Genomic DNA, 19372 nt, shown 5'->3' with positions numbered 1-19372 from the left:
CTTTATCACCAATCAATTATCATTAATAATATGGACAATTTCTTATTTGAAAAAGAACTGATCGAACTTGCTGATAAAGATCTCACTGTAAGAGAAGAGCTGCTCGCTGCCGGAAAACTGTCCGGAGGTTACCATCCTGAAATGGAAAAGGTTCATAAAGCTAATGCACTGCGGCTCCGGGAAATTATAACTGAGATCGGGTTTCCAACGCTCTCAAAAGTAGGTGAAAAAGGAAGCAATGCCGCATGGCTGATTATCCAGCACGCTATTGGTGAGCCAGAGTTTATGAAAGAATGCTGTATTATGATGGAAGAAAACAGTGATATTAATCCGATACATAAAGCTTATTTATATGACCGGATTCAGTTCTTTCAAAGTAAACCTCAAAAATATGGAACACAGCTGACGGCCGAAGGAATAATATATCCCGTAGAAAACAAAGAAACCCTAAACAAAGAACGTGAAAAAGTAAACCTTCCGGTGTTGCCTGAGATAGAAATCAACAAAATTCCGGAACCTGAGGACATTCCGGAAATAGATGATAAAAATGTTGAATATACAGTGTGGAGAAAAAAAGTAGGCTGGATTTAAAAAGATTGCAGAATGAAGAAATGGATTTTATACATAAACTATAATAACTTCCAACTCCCATCTTCCTGCTTCCATCTTATTGACCCACTTTCAAAACCTCACGCACTTCAATATTTCCTCCGATTTTAAAGATAGGATTGCCCTTAGCCATTTCTACCGCTTCATCAATAGAGTCTGCCCGTACAATAATATACCCGCTGATAAATTCTTTGATTTCGGTATAAGGACCATCCGTTACAATATTATCCGCCTTTACCGTTTTTGCAGCTCCCGGTGCGGGCAAAAGAGTATTTCCCTTATCTACAAGCTTGTTTTGGGCAGCGATACTTCCCAGCCAATTCAGACGCTCCCGGATCTGTTCCGGAGAAGGCTTAAAATCAGAAATGTCTTTCAGTCTGAAAATTAATGCAAATTCTTTCATAAGCAGATTCTTTATTTAAATGACGATTAAGACATAAAAACAGGGACAGCGTTTTAATTTTATTTTAAATCTGCCCTTTGGTTTTTGCTCAAATGTCATACAATCAGGTGCCGTATTTCCAGGATATTCAAGATTTTTACTTATCCAATAAAGGTCTGGGATCAAACAGTACTTTTAAGGTATGAATCTTCCCCTCTTTAATCTGATACCATCCGGAAGCTTCTATCGCTTTTTCTCCCATATCAATAGTATACCAGAAACATACATCTTCACCAGACGTAAAAGCTTTCAGAATTGTATACTTAAACTTCATTTGCTTCATATCTTTGATATAAACCGAAGCATTATCCCTTTTTCCCAATACTCCGATAAATTTAAAATCAGGATCAAGACAGCTTTCCGCCTTGTCAAAATTTTCTTCATTTAAATACTGAATAAACTGTTCTGCCACATTTTGGGTTGTATTGTCCATAAATATTGTTTTTATTGTTGAATGCAAAATTAACGGTTCATTGAATAGCTCACTTGTGACTATAATCACAAAAATAACTGGAATTTTCTGTTAGGTAATTATAAATGTAACGTAGTGAAATGAAGAATCCTGGCTTTACATGAGATTCTTCCTTTGTCAGAAATCGAAGATTCGACGTAGTCAATGACAATGATGTAAAATTGTATGTATTCGCCTTCTATTATTTTAAAATAAGAATTCTCCCTTTTGCATACGCAATCTGATCTTTTTCTTTTTCCTGGTCCGGATGGTTTTTAAGGTACATCTGATAGTAGGTGACCGCATTCTTAGGCTGTTTCAGATTCAGATCATAAAGAAGGCCTAAGCGATAATAAATAATATTACTGGTCCCAAAAGTCAATCCTCTTTTATAAGCTGTAACCGCATCATTGTATTGGTTTTTGGCTTCATAGATGCCTGCCAATGCGGCATAATACAGCGTGGTATGATCTGAAACAGCTTCATCAATAGTCTTTTGTGCATAGATAGCAGCATTATTATAATCTTTCAGTTCACGATAGCTTAAGGTCATGAAATATAAAGTGCCTTCGTTTTGTACTCCCATAACTTCCAGCATTTTATAAAGGCTAACACATTTTTGATAATCTTTTACATAAAAATAAGCCTGTCCCATATCATTTATTACATTCACATCCGCATGGTTTTTAAGAAGTTTTTCACCAATTTCAATTACTTCCGGATATTTGGCAAGTTGATTGGCAACGGGTAATAAAGCCTGTTGTAAAGTGAAATTTTCTGTGTCAGAAGCGATGGCTGTTTTTAAAACATCATAAGCAGGCTGATATTGTTTCAGGCCACTGTAAGTCAGAGAAAGATCATAAGCTACATCAGGATCAGTAGAATTCAGGGAGCTGGCTTTTTTGAGGTAGTTCAGTTTAGTTTCGGGAGTATCAGCATAGGTGGCAAGCTGCTTGTAAGCATTGAAGTTAAGACTATCCAGCTGAATGATCTGTTGAAGGTAAGCCTTGGCATTAGTCACATTACCCCGTCTGGAATTGATGCTTGCCAGACTAAATAGAGTTGGCAGGCTGTTCGGTTGTATAGTATTGATTTTTATATAATTTCTCTCTGCTTCCGGAAGTTTTCCAGCCATCATATGACAGTAGGCTATTTGTGAAAGAGCTTTTACATCCTGCGTATCTCCGGGATATATGCTTTGAAGGTATTTGGCAGCATCGGCATAGCGCTGTGTCTCATAATATTCAAGAAGCTTTTCAGTGTCAATTTTTGCAGACTGAGCAGTGATATTGTTAAAGCCTAATAGTATAATGCACAAGCAAATCCCTATTTTCATCATGGTTATTTTTTAACTAAAATATTGGATATTTAATACGCCTCCAAATTTTACGGTCACATATTGGGGATTTTTTTAAATTTTATGAATAATTTATAGTAAAATCAAAACTTCTCCCCATTAGATTGCTTATATTCATCCTGTAAAAAAGACAGACAAAGCTCAATGAATATGGAAATAAAAACGGTACAGTCATTCATCAATTATTATGAGAAAATAAGAGAAAGAACCAACCGCATTATTGCAGTTGTTCCACCTGAACATATAGATTTTTCCTATAAACCCGGGAAGTTTACTATTGGCGATCAGATAAGACATATTGCTACCATAGAACGCTATATGTATGGAGAAACCATTACTGGAAAGAAAAGTGCTTATCCGGGATGTGGAAAAGAACTTGCTGATGGCTATGAAAATACCGTGAAGTTTTTCAATGAAATGCACAGACAAACGCTGGAAATCATTAACGGCCTTTCTGATGAAGATCTCACCAGCAAATGCTTAACTCCGGCCAACAGTGAAATCTCTGTTTGGAAATGGCTTCGCGCGATGATAGAACATGAGATTCATCACAGAGCAGAATTATACATCTATCTCAATCTTTTGGATGTGAAAACACCTCAGATTTACGGATTTTCTGCCGAAGAAGTTCAGAACCTGAGCGTAAAACTATAGAATGGAAGTAGATTTTAAAGAGTTTCAATCCATTTGGGTTAATTTGTATATTAGCCCATTCAAAAAATAATAATGGCCAGACCTTTTATCATCCCTCTTTTACTATTTTTAAACAGTGCCTATGCACAAACCTATTCAGATCTGAAACCTGGAGACACTTTAAAATATTCTCCCCAATCTCATAAACCTTCCTGGATCTCGGTACAGTCTGCAGATGCCAATCTGGGAATTGCGCTGCTTATGGATGGAAAAAAAGTAAAAGAACAGGACGATTCCAGAGGTATAAAGAGTGTTGAACGCTTCTATTTTACTCCAGAAAAAGGAAAAAAATATGAATTTAAAATCTGGGCCAAATCGTATTCAGAAAAAAGTAAAACGGCCGGAGTTTCCATTACAGAGTCCCGAAATGTGCCTGTTCTGGAAGGGAAATTCAGTCCTGATCAGTTTGTAGAAGATCTTCAAACATTCCGTTCTATAAGAGAAAAAGCAAATTCCGGACTGTATGTATACAGAACAAGAAAGCAAATTGACAGTATTTACCGACAGGCTGAGGAAGAAGCCAGAAACAGCAAAAATATTTTTGATTTCTATAAAGTCATTGCAAAGATTACCGGATTTGAAGGAAGCTGCCATAACTATACAGATCTTCCCAATCACGCTTCTTATTATCTCACACAGAAACCGGAATATTTACCCATTACTTTAAAGAATATTGACGGTCGTTTGCTTCAGGATTCAAAAGATAATGCATTACCTCTTGGTGCTGAAATCCTTTCTATCAACGGAGTTTCTGCAAAAGAAATGATCAGCCGTTTTTCTCAGTATTATTTTTCTGACGGATATTCAGCACCCTACAAAGAAACAACAGGTTTTGAAAGAGGAATGCTGGATAAATTTTATATGGAATTCGGAACCCACAAAAACTATCTCATCAGCTATAAATGGAACGGAATTGTAAAAGAAATATCACTGCCGGGAATATCGTTGGACGATTTTAAAAAACTTCAGGATTCAAGATTTTCGCTTGCCTTTGACAAAAAACTGCTGTCTGAAAAATACAGTTTGAATAAAGAAGGAGATGGAATCTATCGCTTATCCTTGAGAGGGTTTGATTTTGCAACCGGGAAAGAAGATCCTGCCTATAAAAAATTCAGTGCTTTTCTTGACCAGATGATGAATACTCTGGAAAGCGAAAAAACAGAAAACCTGATCATAGATCTAAGAGGAAATACCGGAGGTACAGGGGCTCTTTATGAAAAAGTATTTTCTTATCTTACCCAAAGACCTTTCCGCGACAGCCAATATGCTTATACCAACTTTAATGAAGTGCCTATGGAAGAAAAGATGGTCATAACACCTCTTTTTCTTTCCAATGGAGTACAGGACAAACATGGACTGAATGCCTATCTGAAACAGCTTTATCCTAAAGAGGTTCAAGGAAAATATTATTGGGCAGATGACAAAAATCCTTCGATTTTACCCAATAACAAAACTTTTAAAGGAAAGCTTTATCTGCTTGTAGACCAACGAGTGGCTTCCGCAGCTTCACATTTGGCCTCACTGATAAAATCTTATACCAATGCCATTGTGATCGGTAAAGAAACGGTAGGAGGGTATTATGAGCATAACGGCCATCTTCCGCTGGTATATGAACTTCCCAATACCGGTATCCAGACCGGATTCTCTATTGTGCATGTCATTCAGGATGCGCAGAATCTTCCTGATCAGAAAAGAGGTCACGGAATTATCCCTCACATTCAGATACAGCAGACTGATCAGGAATTTCTTGATCAGACTGATATTTATATGAAAAAAGTATCAGAACTCCGAAAACCGTAAAACCGATTCCTTTTATTGTATTATTAAATATAAAACCGGCTCTAAATTCATTATTTGCAGCTGGTTTTTTTGTTGCCAGAATCCAGTTTTATTTTATATTATTTCTGTTTTAAGTGATAAATTTATTGTTTTTATTTATTAAAAATTGTTAAATATTCATTTGATAAAGAGGTATTTATTCTTTTATTTAAATCATTTATTTTAGAATTATTAATTAAAAGTCGTAGAACTACTACAAAATTTCAGATTAGTCACAGAAAATTTTTTGAATAGAGATTAGCGTTTTATCTTTGTAATAACACCAAATCCAATTACAAAAAAATTAATAATGATTAAAATTTGCATATCATCACAATAAACTCAGGAGAAATCCTGGAATCCAGCAGGGAAATAAAGTAGATAAATATGCTGCTTTATCTTTTTACTCATTACATTATACCCTGTTTTTGATCTCAATATCCGGATTTTATTCCTTAGAATAGAACACGGATAACGAAAATGTATCTGATCTTTTTGATTCAGGTAGATTTTAGCCTTTAAAAAATTTGACACCCAATCAATCAAAATACTACAACTATGTTTCAGGACGATCATTCACCCAAAATGCCTGTTTCCAAAGATAAAATTCCAGCTGCAGATAATCTAAAAGAGACTCTCAAAGACCAGGCAGTAAGCAAAGCTGCCCAGAAAGTACAGGAAAAATCAAGTGGAACCATTAAAAAAGCTACCGAAAAAATGGTTCAGGCGCAGGCCTATACCGGAATGGTTCAAAGCGGGTCCCAAATGTTTATGAATCAGGTTAAGCAGCCTAATCCACCCACATTGGTAGAGGATAAAGTATGGTCAAAACAACCTACTTCCGGAATCTATAACGCCAATACAATCCCTGGCAATCAGGTAGCGGGAATCAACCGTGTGGTAAAGCTTGAAATTGTAATTGACGGAAAAGTAATCAAACATTTCAAACATTTTCAGCTAAAACAAAGTGCTGTAAAACATCATGAGTTCGATCTTATGCTGGCTCACGATACACTGGGAAGCACGGAAAACCATAATCTGGAAGAAGCTCAGAACTTTCTGGGAAAAAGAATTACGGTTATTTTCAGATACAAAGACGTTGAAGACGGCCCTGAAAGAAACTTTGTAGGTGTAATCACTGAAGTAGGTTTCAGCCAGGAAAAAGGAAGTCTGGGAAATATTGTTCTTACAGGTTCAAGCCCGACTGTTCTTTTGGATGCAGCTCCTCATATTCAGAGTTTTGGCGGAGCACAGGAGATCAGTCTGAACAGTATTGCAGATCAGGTGATCAAAGAAGGTCTTGGACAGAATTCCTTTGATTTCAGAGTGGATGCTGCCCACGGAAACATTTCGTACAGCTCACAATATGAAGAAACCCATTACAACTATCTGGCAAGAATAGCAGAAGCGTATGGTGAACAGTTTTATTATGATGGTGAAGTTCTGCATTTCGGGAAGCTTCCACCTCAGGAAAAGCCTGTGAAACTTACTTACGGAAGCAGTGTGAGTGACGTAAAAATCAAAATGAAAGCCCAGCACGTGAATCCTTCATTTTATGGATATAACAGCAGTAAAAATGAAAAATTAACGGCAGGAAATTCTAAGATTACCCATACTTCAGATATTGCTAAAAGAGCGTATGAAATATCAGAAAAAACCTTTACAACCCCTTCATTGAGAGTAGCTCCAATAAAAGCAGTGTCTTTTATGGATGTGGAAAACTCTCAGAAAGGAACAGCCGGAAGTAAAGCTTCAGAAGTATTTGTTATTTCAGGCATTACTACAGTACCATTCCTATATCCGGGATGTATTGCTGATATTGAAATGCGGAAAGCAGAAAGCAGTGAAACCACCTATTTCACCAAACTGATGATTATAGATATGTATCATGAGGTGGATGCAAGAGGATATTATACCGGAACATTTGAAGCAATAGCTTCTGACACAGGATTTATTCCCCGCCCGGAGTTTCATATTCCAAAAGCGGATGCACAATTTGCCAAAGTGATTTCCAATACAGACCCCTTAAATCAGGGAAGAGTTAAAGTTCAGTTTGACTGGCAGAATGGTTCTACCACTACAGAATACATCCGGGTAATGACTCCCGATGGAGGTGGAAGTGAAAAAGTAAGTAAAAACCGAGGCTTTATGGCCATTCCGGAAGAAGGTGATCAGGTAGTGGTCAACTTTGCCCATCAGCATCCTGACCGTCCCTTCGTGATGGGAGGAATGTTTCACGGTGGAGTTGGCGGCGGCGGCGGAACCGGAAATAATATTAAAAGCTTAAGCAGTAAAAGCGGACATACCATGAGTCTGGATGATGCGGGAGGAATTACCGTGAGAGATAAAGACCAGAATTCTGTTTTTCTGGATGGTGCAGGAAATATAAGTATAGACAGTAAAATTTCTATTACCCTGAACTGTGGAAGCAGCTCTATTTATATGGATAAAGATGGAAATATTCAGATCAAAGGAAAAGAAATATTTGTACAGGGAGTTAATATCGGAGTTGGGGGAACAACAAGTATCGGAGTTGGGGTAGGACCTGAAGACGGTGATCCTACTTCCGGAGTCGGAATCAAGTCAGATACCCTGGATATCGGAACCAAAACCCTTTCAATGAGAGGAGATACGGAAGCCAATCTTAGCAGTGGAGGAAAAATTAATGTGGGTGGCGGAAGTGAAACAAATATTGTAAGTGGAACTGTAAAACTGAATTAAAAGCAGATGAATCCAGTAGATTTGGAGTTGGTAAAATTAAAAAGACAATGGCAGAAAGTTGTTTTAAAGCACGAAGAAAAACCTATGTTGATCTGTATAGGAGAAAAACATGAAACCGATCTTTTTGACGGATTTATCAAGTCAAAACTTTCCGAAGATGAAGAAGGGGATGATATTTTTTTACTCCATTATCAGGAATTTAACGGAATGAAATCCTTTGGACAGACTTTACTGGATGAATGGACTGAATTCTACGAAATGCTGAAAAAAAGTGAAGAAAATATTCCGCAATGGGACTTCAAAGATCCGGGAAAAACTTTTAAAACTGATGCTTATAAGGCATTTTATCCTTTACTGGAATTAAAGAAAAACTTCCCGAATATTAAGGATTCCAAAATCTACCTATATATTGCCCCACTCAGGATCAGTGATACAGAAGAATTGTCCCTGTGGGTGAAAGAATGGTGTAAGATATGTGAGATATCAGAAAATAAAGATATTAAACTGGTTTGGGCAGAACATCATACCTATAGAACACTATCGCAGATTCCTTCAGCGCACAGTTTCAGGGTAGAAGTGGATATTCATCAGTTAATGCAGAATACAGCAGCTCATACAAACAGGAAAAAAAACAGTCCGGATACAGATTTTCAGCAGCAGATTCTTATAGCGAGCAATCATTTAAGTAAAGAAAGATTCAAAGAAGCGGAACATGCCTTAAAAACAGCAGTGAAGCTGGCTAAAGAACAGAAAAATAAACAGGGAGAGATTTCTGCCTATTTTATGCTTACCCAGTCATATACAGCAGACAAGAAAAAAGATAGAGCAGAAGATACGTACAGGACAATATTTGAAGAAGTAGAGCCCGACTCGCCTTTGGAAGTTCAGATGTATATGAATTATGGAAGCCATCTGTTAGGAAATTCCAAAAAATCCAAGGCTGAAAAAATATTTGAAAAAGCTGCAGAAACAGCACAAAAGATAGGAGAATATGCGATGGCTATTGAATGTTACAGAATCATTGCAACATTGAATGATACTGTGCTGACAAAAGATAAAATGATAAGGTATTTTGAAAAATGCCTCGACATAGCAAAATTAATGGAACCTTCAGTACGGGACCAAAGCAGCCTGCGGTTTGTAGCCTCAATGCTGATTCTCAAATACGAAGGCGATCGTGATAAAAAAACAATACTGGACAATGAAATGAAGACTTATTTTGGTGATGAATGGAGAGTGAGTGTAGAAAAACCAAAAGCAGGGTAATCTCAAATTAAAACAATCATGGCAGATCTGAATAAAAAGACAGTAAAACCGATCAAAGTTGCAAAACCGGATATGAACCCGGAACGCTCCTTGAAGGTGAACGCAGACGTTACTTCGGTTAGCTGGGACAAAACCAAGCAGGGATGGAAGAATGGGATGAAAAATAATGTTGACTCCCTGAATCCTGTTTCTATGGTTAAATCCTTAGCCGGAGGAGACGGTGGTCAGCCACAAAAAAGTAGTGGCGGAGGCGGTGGAGAGAGCGCTGTAACAGCTGAAAAAGCTGCTCCGGAAAGCAAGGTGAAGCTAATTAAAGTCAATACACCGGCAATGCCTTCCACTGCGATTCAGCATACGAGTAAGCATTTTGATATTGTGCTGGCAATTGATATCCACTGGACATTGATTCCACCACCGCCATCATTTATGCTGATTCCTCTGCCGTTGCCACATCCTTTTATCGGAATTGTGTTTGACATCATGGATTACATCACCATCACCATTCCGATTCCACAGTTCGCAAGAAATTTGATGCCCTCATTGCCGGAAAGTATTCCGATGGGAGGCTCTATTTACGTTCACGGAAGACATAAGGCAACCACTACAACAAGTGTAATGGGAGTAGTGATTCCATTCAGACATATCACATCATTAATTCCTGTATATTTAATTCCTTTTCCTCAGGAAGCTCCACATGAAGGGGAAGTTTATTATGGTTCACAGACCGTTCTGGCGCAAGGAAGTAAAATGAGTGGAAATCAACCGCAACAGGTGCTTACCTGTATGGGATTTCCTTTTGGGATGACTATGCTGCCCGCCATGCCGGACAAACCAAAGAAAAATCCACTGGCTTATTTCGCCTTCTATAATAATTTTTCAAGTATGTATATTCAGATCAATACAGGAGGTCCTGTGTTGGTGGGTGGAGCTTTTGTTCCGCATGTGTATACCCCCGGAGAAATGCTGATGCGTCTTGCGGGGATGTTTTTGATGAGAAGCCTGACTAAGAAAATAGGAAAACTGGGAGCCAATGGATTAAAAAAACTCAATAACAGTGTTCTTAAAAAAGCGCCTTTCAATAAATTTAAATTGGCCAATGCCTTATCCAAAAAATTATGTCATTACGGCCTTGAACCTGTGAATTTTGCAACCGGTGCCATGGTTTTCGAATGGGAAGATTTTATTATTCAGGGCAGTACACCTTTAACTTGGAGAAATATCTGGCACAGCGACCGGCCTTACGATTTTGGTCCTTTAGGAAACGGTGTCTTTAATAATCATGACCTGTTTATTCTTCCTGAAGAAGACAATAAGTTTGCCGGTTGGATGCATCCTGATGAAAATATTGCAATGTTGGTTCCCGCACCTGAAATTGGTGAAGAGATGACCTATTTCAGAGATCAGAAAATATGGCAGTACAGACCAAGCAGCAGTGTTTGGGTTATTCGTAAAGGAACTGATATTTATACTTATAGACGCTTTCATCATGTTACGGAAGGACTAATTTATAAGGTAATTCGTATTGAATATGGAGATGGTACGATCAGAGAATATGAGTATGAAGACCGCAATATTATCCTGAAAAGCATAAAAGATGTAAAGAGTGGATTCAGCATAGAAACTGTTATCAATCCTGAGTATAAAAAAGTAACAGAAGTATATTACTGTTATAAAAAACAAAGAGACTTACAAGTTCGCTATGATTATGATGAAAGAGGCAATCTTACCCATGTTTGGGATATTCATAAAAAGGCCATTGTATTTGACTATGATGGAGAAAACTATGTTGTGAGAAGAACTAACCGGAACGGAATAAGCTATCAGTGGGAATATGACAAAAACGGAAGAGTAGTTCATACCAAAGGTACGGATGGATATATGGAAGGAAAACTTCATTACCATGATGAGGAAGGCTTTACAGAAGTTATCTATCCAAAGCAAAACAATAAAACAGAGGAATATCATTATGATGAAAACTTTCTGGTTTACAAAAAAGTAGATGGAGAGGGTGGAGAAACATGGTATGATTTTACAGCGCACAACGAACTAAAGATGATTGGAACGCCTGAAGGACGTGTCCAGGGGTATACGTATGATGAAATGGGAAATATTAAAATTTTCCATACTCCGGATGGAGAAGAATACCATTATCAGTACAATGAATTCGGACAGGTAATTGCCCGTTTTTCCCCTTCGGGAGCTTCGGAAACATGGATCTATGATGATGAGGGAAAACTGATAAGCTATACCGATCCTGCCGAAGAAAGTGTATATTATGAATATGCAGACGGTGGCAGACTTCCCGAAAAAAGCATAAAAGAACATATTACAACATCTTACGAATATAATAATAGAGGTCAGCTTATTCAGTTAACCAATACAATAGGAGCTGAGCAATATTGGAGGTATGATGAATATGGAAGATTATTGGTTTTCAGCCCCAAACCTCTAAACAGAGTCCTTTGGAACAGGGATAAAATGGGAAGGGTTGTAGAAGTGAATGAACAGGGGCAGTTGCCACTAAAACTTCGTTACGACGCCTATGATCTTCCGGTGTATGCTACTGATGGGCGCGCAGAATGGCTGATGAGCTATACGCCAATGGGAAGGCTTAAACGTCAGGTCCGCAGGAATGCTCTTTCTCATAAAAAAGAAGAAACGTTGGTTTTCGGATATGATGCTTATGAAAATCTGATGAGAATTACCAATGAAAAAGGAGAAGTTTACCAGTTTGAAAGAAACTATAATGACGAAGTCACCGGGGAGACAGGTTTTGACGGCCAGAAAAAGTTCTTTGTAAGAGATAAAGACGGAATGGTCACCCAAACCAGAACTCCCCACGGGAAAGATATTTTTTATGAATATGATCTGGGCGGAAGATTAACACAGACCCATTATCCCGACGGAACCTGGGAAGCCTATCAGTATGACTCCTCAGGATTATTGGTTAAAGCAGATAATGAAAACAGCAGTGTAGCCTTTCAGAGAAATAAATTAGGACAGATCACCAGTGAAAAACAGGGTGCGTACACCATTCAATATGAATATGACACTCAGGCAAATCTGATTGGTTTGAAAAGTAGCTTAGGAGCCGAAGTAGACTATTCTTATAATGATCTGGGACAGCTTAAAACGGTAACTGCCACTATTCCGGAAGTGCATGCACCCTGGCAGATGAATCTTGAGATCAGCCGGAACGGACAGATGCATTCCCGTGAAATGACCGGCGGGGTAGAAAGCACTTTTGAATTTGATCATATCGGAATGCCGGTAAGTCAGAAAGTAACAGTGAATAAAACCAATACTACCTTCCATAAAGATTATGACTGGGGAGCCGGAAGCCGATTGCTGCATACGCTGGACAGGGTGACGGGAGGAAGAACAAGATTTGATTACGATGCTTTCGGAAGCCTTGTTGCTGCAGAATATTCGAACGGAGAAGTACAGTACAAAAATCCGGATGCTACGGGATGTTTATATGAAAGTGCCCGGCAGACTGACCGCGTCTACGACGAAGGAGGAAAGCTGATGCGCGATAAAAACTGGTTTTACCATTACGATGAAGAAGGAAATTTATTGTTAAAAAGTAAACGGCCCATTAATGATGCCAAACCGGAGCATAAAGAAGAACAGGAGAATGCACATCCTTATTATAAAACCATTGCTTCAGATTGGCTGAACAGCCCGAAACTGCCGGATGGAGCTGATTTACCCGATGTAACCGAAGACTCTCCAACAGAAATACAAAACCCGGAATGGTCTTCCGGAGACTGGGCGTATTCCTGGAATGCTAACGGGATGCTGGCTAAAGTAAAACGCCCCGACGGCAAAGAGGTAAGCTTTGAGTATGATGCCCTCGGAAGAAGAACCTCAAAAATTGGCCTAAAGAAAATAACTCGTTATATTTGGGATGGTAATGTTCTTCTGCATGAATGGAGCTATGATGCTGAAGAAGTTTCTGTAACGGTTGTAGATGATGACGGAAATATCATTGTGGGAAAAGAACCTGTGGAGAATGTGGTGACCTGGGTGTATGAAAGAGGAAGTCATGTACCAAGTGCGAAAATAATAGATAATGAATGTTACACGATTGTTAATGATCATTTAGGAACGCCAATACAGGTTTACACTGAAAAAGGAGAAAAGATTTGGGAGAGAGAGCTTAATATTTATGGAGATATAAAAGTTGAAATTGGTGTTGGAAATTTTGTGCCTTTCCGTTATCAGGGACAGTATTATGATGTTGAAATTGATCTTTGCTATAATAGATTAAGATATTATGATGTAAACAGTGGTTTATATATTAGTAAAGATCCGATAGATATTGATGGAGGTTATAATATCTATGCATATGTTCATGATTCTAACAATTATTTAGATATATTTGGTTTAGCCGGGCAAAGATGGGCAGGAAAAACTAAAAAAGATGGTACCCCTTATCAAAAGCCAGGCCCTAAGAGTAAAGGAACTGGTGATCATAATGCTAAAATTGATGAAATCATAGCAAGAGAAACAGCTAAACCTGGAGTAGAGCATATTGGTGGAGGTTCTAAAACAGAAATAATATTAGACGACCTAGGAGGGCATAAAGATGTGAGAAGAATGGATGCATCATTTAAAAATGCTGATGGAGATATATACCACATAAATGTTGGACGAACATTAGAAGATGGAAAAACAGGAGTAATAAGAGAAAGGCTAGCTTTGGAAGATGTTAGAAATGCTGGCCATGATGTTACTTTTGAAGGATATGGTAAAGCATCTGCGTATAGATAATTTAAAATAGTAAATAGAGATTAAATGGCAAGTAAAATAAGTATTTTAAATACAATTGATAATGTAATAGAGTATGCTAAACCTCTTTTAGATAAGTATGAAGTTTATGTATATATTGAATATAGAGATTCAGGAAAAGTGTGGCATACTTTGTTAGAAAATAATATTAAAGAAATTGATATTAATGAAAGCTATAGTTGTTTTTTTCTATCCACAAAGTTAATTGATGTTTCACAGAAAATAAGTTTCTATAGTGATGAAATATATGGTTATACAATAGAGGGAACCGGAGGTAGAGAAGACGGAGATAATATTGAACAGACGGCATTAAGAATGATAAGCAAGACTCCTGAAAAAAATATTAAATCATTTTTTAATGCACTGCTTAATATGTTAAAGAAAGATGCTGATTATGAGAAAGGAGTTTACTCTGGTGCGGGAACTTTTTACAAGGATATTTTTTATTTAAAAAGTATGGGGCAAAGTAAAATATTCTGGTTTGATTTCAAAAGAAAAGATAAACCAATTAAAATTACGGGATAAGTAAATCTCATGAATAAATCCTTTATTAGATAACAATGGTTTTACAATTCTTTTTGCTTAAAACTAATATGTAATTTTATTCTTCTGATTCAGAAAAGTTGGAGGATTTTATTTAAACTTTTAAAAAAGTATGTGAAGATAAAACTTTCATCAAAGATTTGTTTTCGCCGGGCGAACTAAACTGATCAAACATTAAAAAAACAATCTGAACATGTTGATACCATGGTAAACAGATAAAATTTAATCCAAATCCAATCCAAAATATATGAAGAAAATATTCTCAGAACTTAAAGGTTTTGTGGTATTTAGTCCGCAGCTTTTAGCAAATTACCAGCAAGAAAACAATCTTTCCGGTACTAATATTTTAAAATATTTCGTAGAAAATGAACATGGAGATGAAATAACCAAATCAGGCATCGCAATTCCCATCATAGGGGTTGAAGAAGACCATTATGCATTCCGGGTTTCCGTGAATGACGAAAAGATTTTGAATGATGATGAGGTAGAAGTAGAGTCACGAGGCTGGATATTTCAGACCGCTAATAATGAAGTAAAAGTTGTTGGTATCGGTTATTTAAAAGACGTTACTTCTATTAATGAGGAAAACAGTATTACTTTATCTTTAGAAAACGGATGGTATTCGTTAAAAATACGGGGAGGAAATAAAAATGGCGAAAGATTATTCGAACTGAATATGCAGAAACAGGACCTGCATCCGGCTTTTAGCGGAGATGTCACCACCGAATATTACTACGGTTAGAAAATATATATTAAAAATAGCGATGAAGGCTGAATACCTTTTATTAAAGGGTAAATGGCTGAAGTTGAGTTGCTAAGAATATTGATTTAACAGTCTAAGAAAACAGAATTTTCTTTGAAAATATAGAAATGTAAATTTTCTTCCAAAAATATTTTGTCAGTAATAAAAAACTTTCTATATTTGCACCACTGAAAACAACGGTATAACCGGAGTTAAAGGAGAGTTGGCAGAGTGGTCGATTGCGGCAGTCTTGAAAACTGTTGACTGTAACAGGTCCGGGGGTTCGAATCCCTCACTCTCCGCAAGTACTGAAGACGAAAGTTTTCAAAAAGCGATAAAAAATAATTAAATCCTTCAATTTCAACGAATTGAAGGATTTTTTGTTTATGGGAATTGCTAAAATTTTCAAAAACACTCCAAAAGTTTGTGGCAAAATCGTGGCAATATTAGAAATTTAAAAAACTTGCCACAGAATTTGGTTTAAATCCTTGATAATCAATATTTAAATCTACTTGACGACTTGGCTTTAAGAGGCTTTGGTTCGACATTTATAAACTTTAAAATGTTTAATTATGTTAGAACAAAGTTATGGGCTTTCTTTCTTTTTAAAGAGCTCAAATGTAAAGGACAAATCAATCCGCTTTATTTATGTACGGATTACAGTTGATGGCATTCCAAAAGAAACTTCTACAAAAAGAAAATGGGATGTTATAAGATGGAACCACAAGGAAGAGAAAGCCATAGGTACAAAAGAAGACGCTAAAGAACTGAATTTCTTTTTAATTCTTTAAGAACAAAAATTAACAGCCATAGGACAGAACTGTTGAATAATGATAAACCTATTACAGCTGTTGATCTTATTGACTTTGTAAATGGCGGTTACAAGCGTCAGAATTCTGTATTAGAAGAATTTCAGGAACATAATGATGAGATAGCCGCTTTAGTTAAAACTGGAGAATATTCGGATGGAACTCGTGAAAGATATGTCACTGCTCGTTCTCATGTAGCTGAGTTTATCAAATATAAATATGGGCGTGATGATCTTTCGTTTTCTGCATTGAACTATGAATTTGTAAAGAATTATGAATTATATCTAAAAACTGTTAGAAAATGTTCCAATAATACCTCTCTTAAATATATCAGCAATTTTAAAAAGATCGTTCTCCGTGCTGTTGCTAAAGAGATTATCCCTAAAGACCCATTTAAGCTCTTTACGAGTAAAAAATCAAAGGTGAAAAAACCATTGACTAAAACGGAATTAAAAAGAATCGAAGAGAAGGTATTCTTATACCCCGGATGGTAGGAGGGTCTGTATTTAAAGTAGCCAAACTCTTGAAGTTGTTGAAAATACTTGTGATAGGTAGGTGCTGTTTCAATATGAAATATTGACATCAATTTGTTTCTCTAACTCTAATTATGTTTCTTTCACTCTGTCTGTATGCTAGTAAAGTTATTGCCAATAGTAAGCTAATATGCCATACATTTAATCTGGGATCTGCTGTAATAATATCTAGATACACAAGCCCTTTTTTTGATGCGTCAATGTTCATTTTCAAAAAAGATTTTGGATATCATTTCTGTTGTAATAGTACGAGCCCATTACTTTTTTATATCTCACTTTACCTTTAATCCTTAAATTTTGTAAAGTAGCAGGTGAAATATTCATCATCTTTCGAATAGTCTTACTTCTTAACCAATCAAACTGTAGTTCTTCTTTGCTTAGGAGTTTATCCTCAAATAATTCTTTACTTCAAACATTTTTTTGAGAAGATTTGATTTGATTGAGTCAAATTTAGAAAGAATTACAAAGTCTATTCTTGTCATGTAATTTCAAACATTAAAAATGTGGGAAAATTTGTATACCTGGCCTTTAATTAATGTAAATTTCTTAAGTAGAGTGAATTATGTGTTTTGTGGTATACCAATTGATTTGAATGAACGGCAATATTAGTAAACTTATTTTGAAAATAAAATTGATTTTAGATTCTTAGCACATTTATTATGTAGCAAAATTGTATGAATTATTATAAGATTCTAATTTAATCAAATACGATTTTTCAGCATCTGTATTTTTAATATTTTTCTTAAAAAGTAACAAAATCAAAGTATTATGATCAATTACTGAAAGTACAATGATCAGATACTCTATATTTTTGATGATCATTTTTGAAAAATATTAATTAACATAAGTGGATGATACGTATTGTTTTGTGATTCAAATCACACATATTTTGTGATTTGAACCCTTTCTTTTTTTTCGAAATTATTATTTTTTTGTCTCAACACTATATCGAAAGGATAATATCGCAATTCCATTGGCGATTAAAGTACTATTTTAAAATAAAGATTATGATAAGAAGAAATGTATTATTAGGTGTGTTTTGCACGAACCTTCTTTTTTTACATTTAGTTGTATGAAACATTTCTATATATGACCTTACGGGAAAACTTGTACTATCTAAGAAGGAAATCGTTAATGAATTGTTAGCTATTGACTTTTTAGTGCCAGGGCCCTATGTTCTAAAATTGAATGATGGAATTAAAAGCCAAACCGTAAAATTTGTAAAAAAGTAGTTTCCTTTGGGACGTTGATTAGTAGGGCGGGGCAATCCCGCCCTTTTAATGTAAATGATTCTAACATGTTAAGGTTAGAAACCAAAAATTGAAAAAAATGAAATTAATTTTGTATTGTCTATTAATGATGTTGGGATTGATTGCAGTTGCCATTATTTTATTGGAAGTAATTTTTACGACTGATACAGGGCTAAAAGCAATCAATGAAGATGCGCCTGTAAAAATATGCAAGGAAATAACCATACATGCTCCGTCACAGAAAGTGTATCAGATGATGAGTGAGGTAAATCATTGGGAGGAATTGAACCGGGAAATTAGAGATCCAAAACTCAATGGTTCATTTGAAGAAGGGAATAGTTTTGACTGGAAAAGAGGAGATACAGATATGTATTCAATTATCAATGATGTAATTCCAGGAAAGAAAATGGGATGGTGTAGTAAAGCCTGTGGTGTATTTGCCATCAATAGCTGGTCGTTTACTCAGCATGGAGATTATACCACTATAAAAATGGAAGAAAGTATGGAAGGATGGTTGGTTTTCATAAATCGCAGTCAATTTCAGAAAGAATTGGAGAGCTCTGTTCCTATATGGTTAAAAAATTTAAAAACCAAAGCGGAAAAGGCATCAGACAGAAGTGCTGGCTCATCAATAAATTAAAATAAGACAGACCAAATACTCTCTTACAAAACACCATGTCTTGTAATGGGATTCTATAAAATAGATACATTTGTATTCTTTAATCAATGTAAATACCATGAATAATTTTAGACAACATATAGAAAAAATTACTCCTTTAACCGACGAAGAATTCGCTTATATTTCTTCAATGTTTTCGACTAAAAAACTGCGTAAACATCAGTTTCTTGTGCAGGAAGATCATGAAGTTGCCAATGATTATTGGGTTATTAAAGGATTGCTTAAGGCGTATCATACCACAGAAGACGGTAAAATGCACATCTTACAGTTTGCGATGGAAGATTGGTGGGTGTCAGATTACCAGGCGTACAATAATAAAACACTTGCCACTATATCAATAGATTGTATAGAGGATTCTGAATTACTTGTGATATCACGGGAAAATAAAGAGAAGCTATGTAGTGAGATGCATACTGTTGCTAATTTTTTCAGAAAAAAATCGAATATTGGCTATGTAGCACTTCAACAGAGAATCCTGATGCTCCTGGAGAAAAACCCACAGGAGCGTTATAACCGTTTGTATCAACTAACCCCTCAACTTTTACAAAGACTTCCCAAAACACTCCTTGCTTCATATTTAGGGGTTTCAAGGGAAACCTTGAGCAGATTAAGTCATCCTTAATGTGATTGGATGCACATTTGTTTTGTGATTTGTCTCCTTTCTC

16 protein-coding genes and 1 tRNA gene are annotated in these 19372 nt (G+C 36.3%); 14 read left to right on the top strand and 3 right to left on the bottom strand.

Going from position 1 to position 19372, the window contains the following annotated elements; all coding sequences use genetic code 11:
* Positions 1-30: 30 nt before the first annotated feature.
* Positions 31-591 (top strand): DUF6624 domain-containing protein, encoded by a 561-nt coding sequence (locus ACPF63_RS12160; protein WP_426480069.1) that lies wholly within the window; start codon positions 31-33, stop codon positions 589-591.
* 76 nt (positions 592-667) lie between these two features.
* Here the strand turns inward: ACPF63_RS12160 and ACPF63_RS12155 are convergent, their stop codons facing one another.
* The 3 genes from ACPF63_RS12155 to ACPF63_RS12145 all read right to left on the bottom strand — a co-directional run bounded on the left by ACPF63_RS12155 (position 668) and on the right by ACPF63_RS12145 (position 2841).
* On the bottom strand, positions 668-1012 hold the full coding sequence (locus ACPF63_RS12155; RefSeq protein WP_077414625.1) for a YciI family protein: 345 nt from the start codon (positions 1010-1012) through the stop codon (positions 668-670).
* Between the two features lie 136 nt (positions 1013-1148).
* Positions 1149-1484 (bottom strand): nuclear transport factor 2 family protein, encoded by a 336-nt coding sequence (locus ACPF63_RS12150; protein WP_180565612.1) that lies wholly within the window; start codon positions 1482-1484, stop codon positions 1149-1151.
* A 220-nt stretch (positions 1485-1704) separates the two neighbouring features.
* A complete protein-coding gene (locus ACPF63_RS12145; protein ID WP_426480068.1) occupies positions 1705-2841 on the bottom strand; it encodes a tetratricopeptide repeat protein in 1137 nt (378 codons plus the stop codon).
* A gap of 168 nt (positions 2842-3009) precedes the next feature.
* Here ACPF63_RS12145 and ACPF63_RS12140 point away from each other — a divergent pair, with 168 nt between their 5' ends.
* From ACPF63_RS12140 to ACPF63_RS12080, 13 genes are all read left to right on the top strand, one after another.
* Complete coding sequence (locus ACPF63_RS12140; RefSeq protein ID WP_426480067.1) at positions 3010-3513, top strand: DinB family protein; 504 nt, start codon at positions 3010-3012, stop codon at positions 3511-3513.
* A 72-nt stretch (positions 3514-3585) separates the two neighbouring features.
* On the top strand, positions 3586-5352 hold the full coding sequence (locus tag ACPF63_RS12135; protein ID WP_426480066.1) for a S41 family peptidase: 1767 nt from the start codon (positions 3586-3588) through the stop codon (positions 5350-5352).
* 576 nt (positions 5353-5928) lie between these two features.
* Entirely contained in the window at positions 5929-8091 is a 2163-nt protein-coding gene (locus ACPF63_RS12130; RefSeq protein WP_426480065.1) for a type VI secretion system Vgr family protein, read from the top strand.
* Positions 8092-8097: 6 nt separating this feature from the next.
* Positions 8098-9357 carry a tetratricopeptide repeat protein gene (locus tag ACPF63_RS12125; protein ID WP_426480064.1) on the top strand — a complete coding sequence of 420 codons (1260 nt, stop codon included), beginning with the start codon at positions 8098-8100 and terminating at the stop codon, positions 9355-9357.
* A gap of 18 nt (positions 9358-9375) precedes the next feature.
* Positions 9376-14133 (top strand): RHS repeat-associated core domain-containing protein, encoded by a 4758-nt coding sequence (locus ACPF63_RS12120; RefSeq protein ID WP_426480063.1) that lies wholly within the window; start codon positions 9376-9378, stop codon positions 14131-14133.
* Positions 14134-14157: 24 nt separating this feature from the next.
* A complete protein-coding gene (locus ACPF63_RS12115; RefSeq protein ID WP_426480062.1) occupies positions 14158-14676 on the top strand; it encodes a hypothetical protein in 519 nt (172 codons plus the stop codon).
* Positions 14677-14941: 265 nt separating this feature from the next.
* Complete coding sequence (locus tag ACPF63_RS12110; RefSeq protein WP_426480061.1) at positions 14942-15436, top strand: hypothetical protein; 495 nt, start codon at positions 14942-14944, stop codon at positions 15434-15436.
* A gap of 217 nt (positions 15437-15653) precedes the next feature.
* Positions 15654-15738 (top strand) — tRNA-Ser (locus tag ACPF63_RS12105).
* A gap of 270 nt (positions 15739-16008) precedes the next feature.
* Positions 16009-16227: a hypothetical protein gene (locus ACPF63_RS12100; RefSeq protein WP_426480060.1), complete on the top strand. Its 219-nt coding sequence runs from the start codon at positions 16009-16011 to the stop codon at positions 16225-16227.
* Between the two features lie 32 nt (positions 16228-16259).
* A complete protein-coding gene (locus ACPF63_RS12095; protein ID WP_426480059.1) occupies positions 16260-16739 on the top strand; it encodes a phage integrase SAM-like domain-containing protein in 480 nt (159 codons plus the stop codon).
* A 1118-nt stretch (positions 16740-17857) separates the two neighbouring features.
* Entirely contained in the window at positions 17858-18010 is a 153-nt protein-coding gene (locus tag ACPF63_RS12090; protein WP_426483219.1) for a T9SS type A sorting domain-containing protein, read from the top strand.
* Positions 18011-18107: 97 nt separating this feature from the next.
* Entirely contained in the window at positions 18108-18668 is a 561-nt protein-coding gene (locus ACPF63_RS12085; protein WP_426480058.1) for a hypothetical protein, read from the top strand.
* Positions 18669-18765: 97 nt separating this feature from the next.
* Positions 18766-19329 carry a Crp/Fnr family transcriptional regulator gene (locus tag ACPF63_RS12080; RefSeq protein ID WP_426480057.1) on the top strand — a complete coding sequence of 188 codons (564 nt, stop codon included), beginning with the start codon at positions 18766-18768 and terminating at the stop codon, positions 19327-19329.
* Positions 19330-19372: the final 43 nt, after the last annotated feature.

Origin of the sequence: Chryseobacterium sp. R2ACT005, assembly GCF_049949215.1 — a bacterium.
Classification (GTDB): domain Bacteria; phylum Bacteroidota; class Bacteroidia; order Flavobacteriales; family Weeksellaceae; genus Chryseobacterium.
This window is presented reverse-complemented; position numbering and strand designations above follow the sequence as displayed.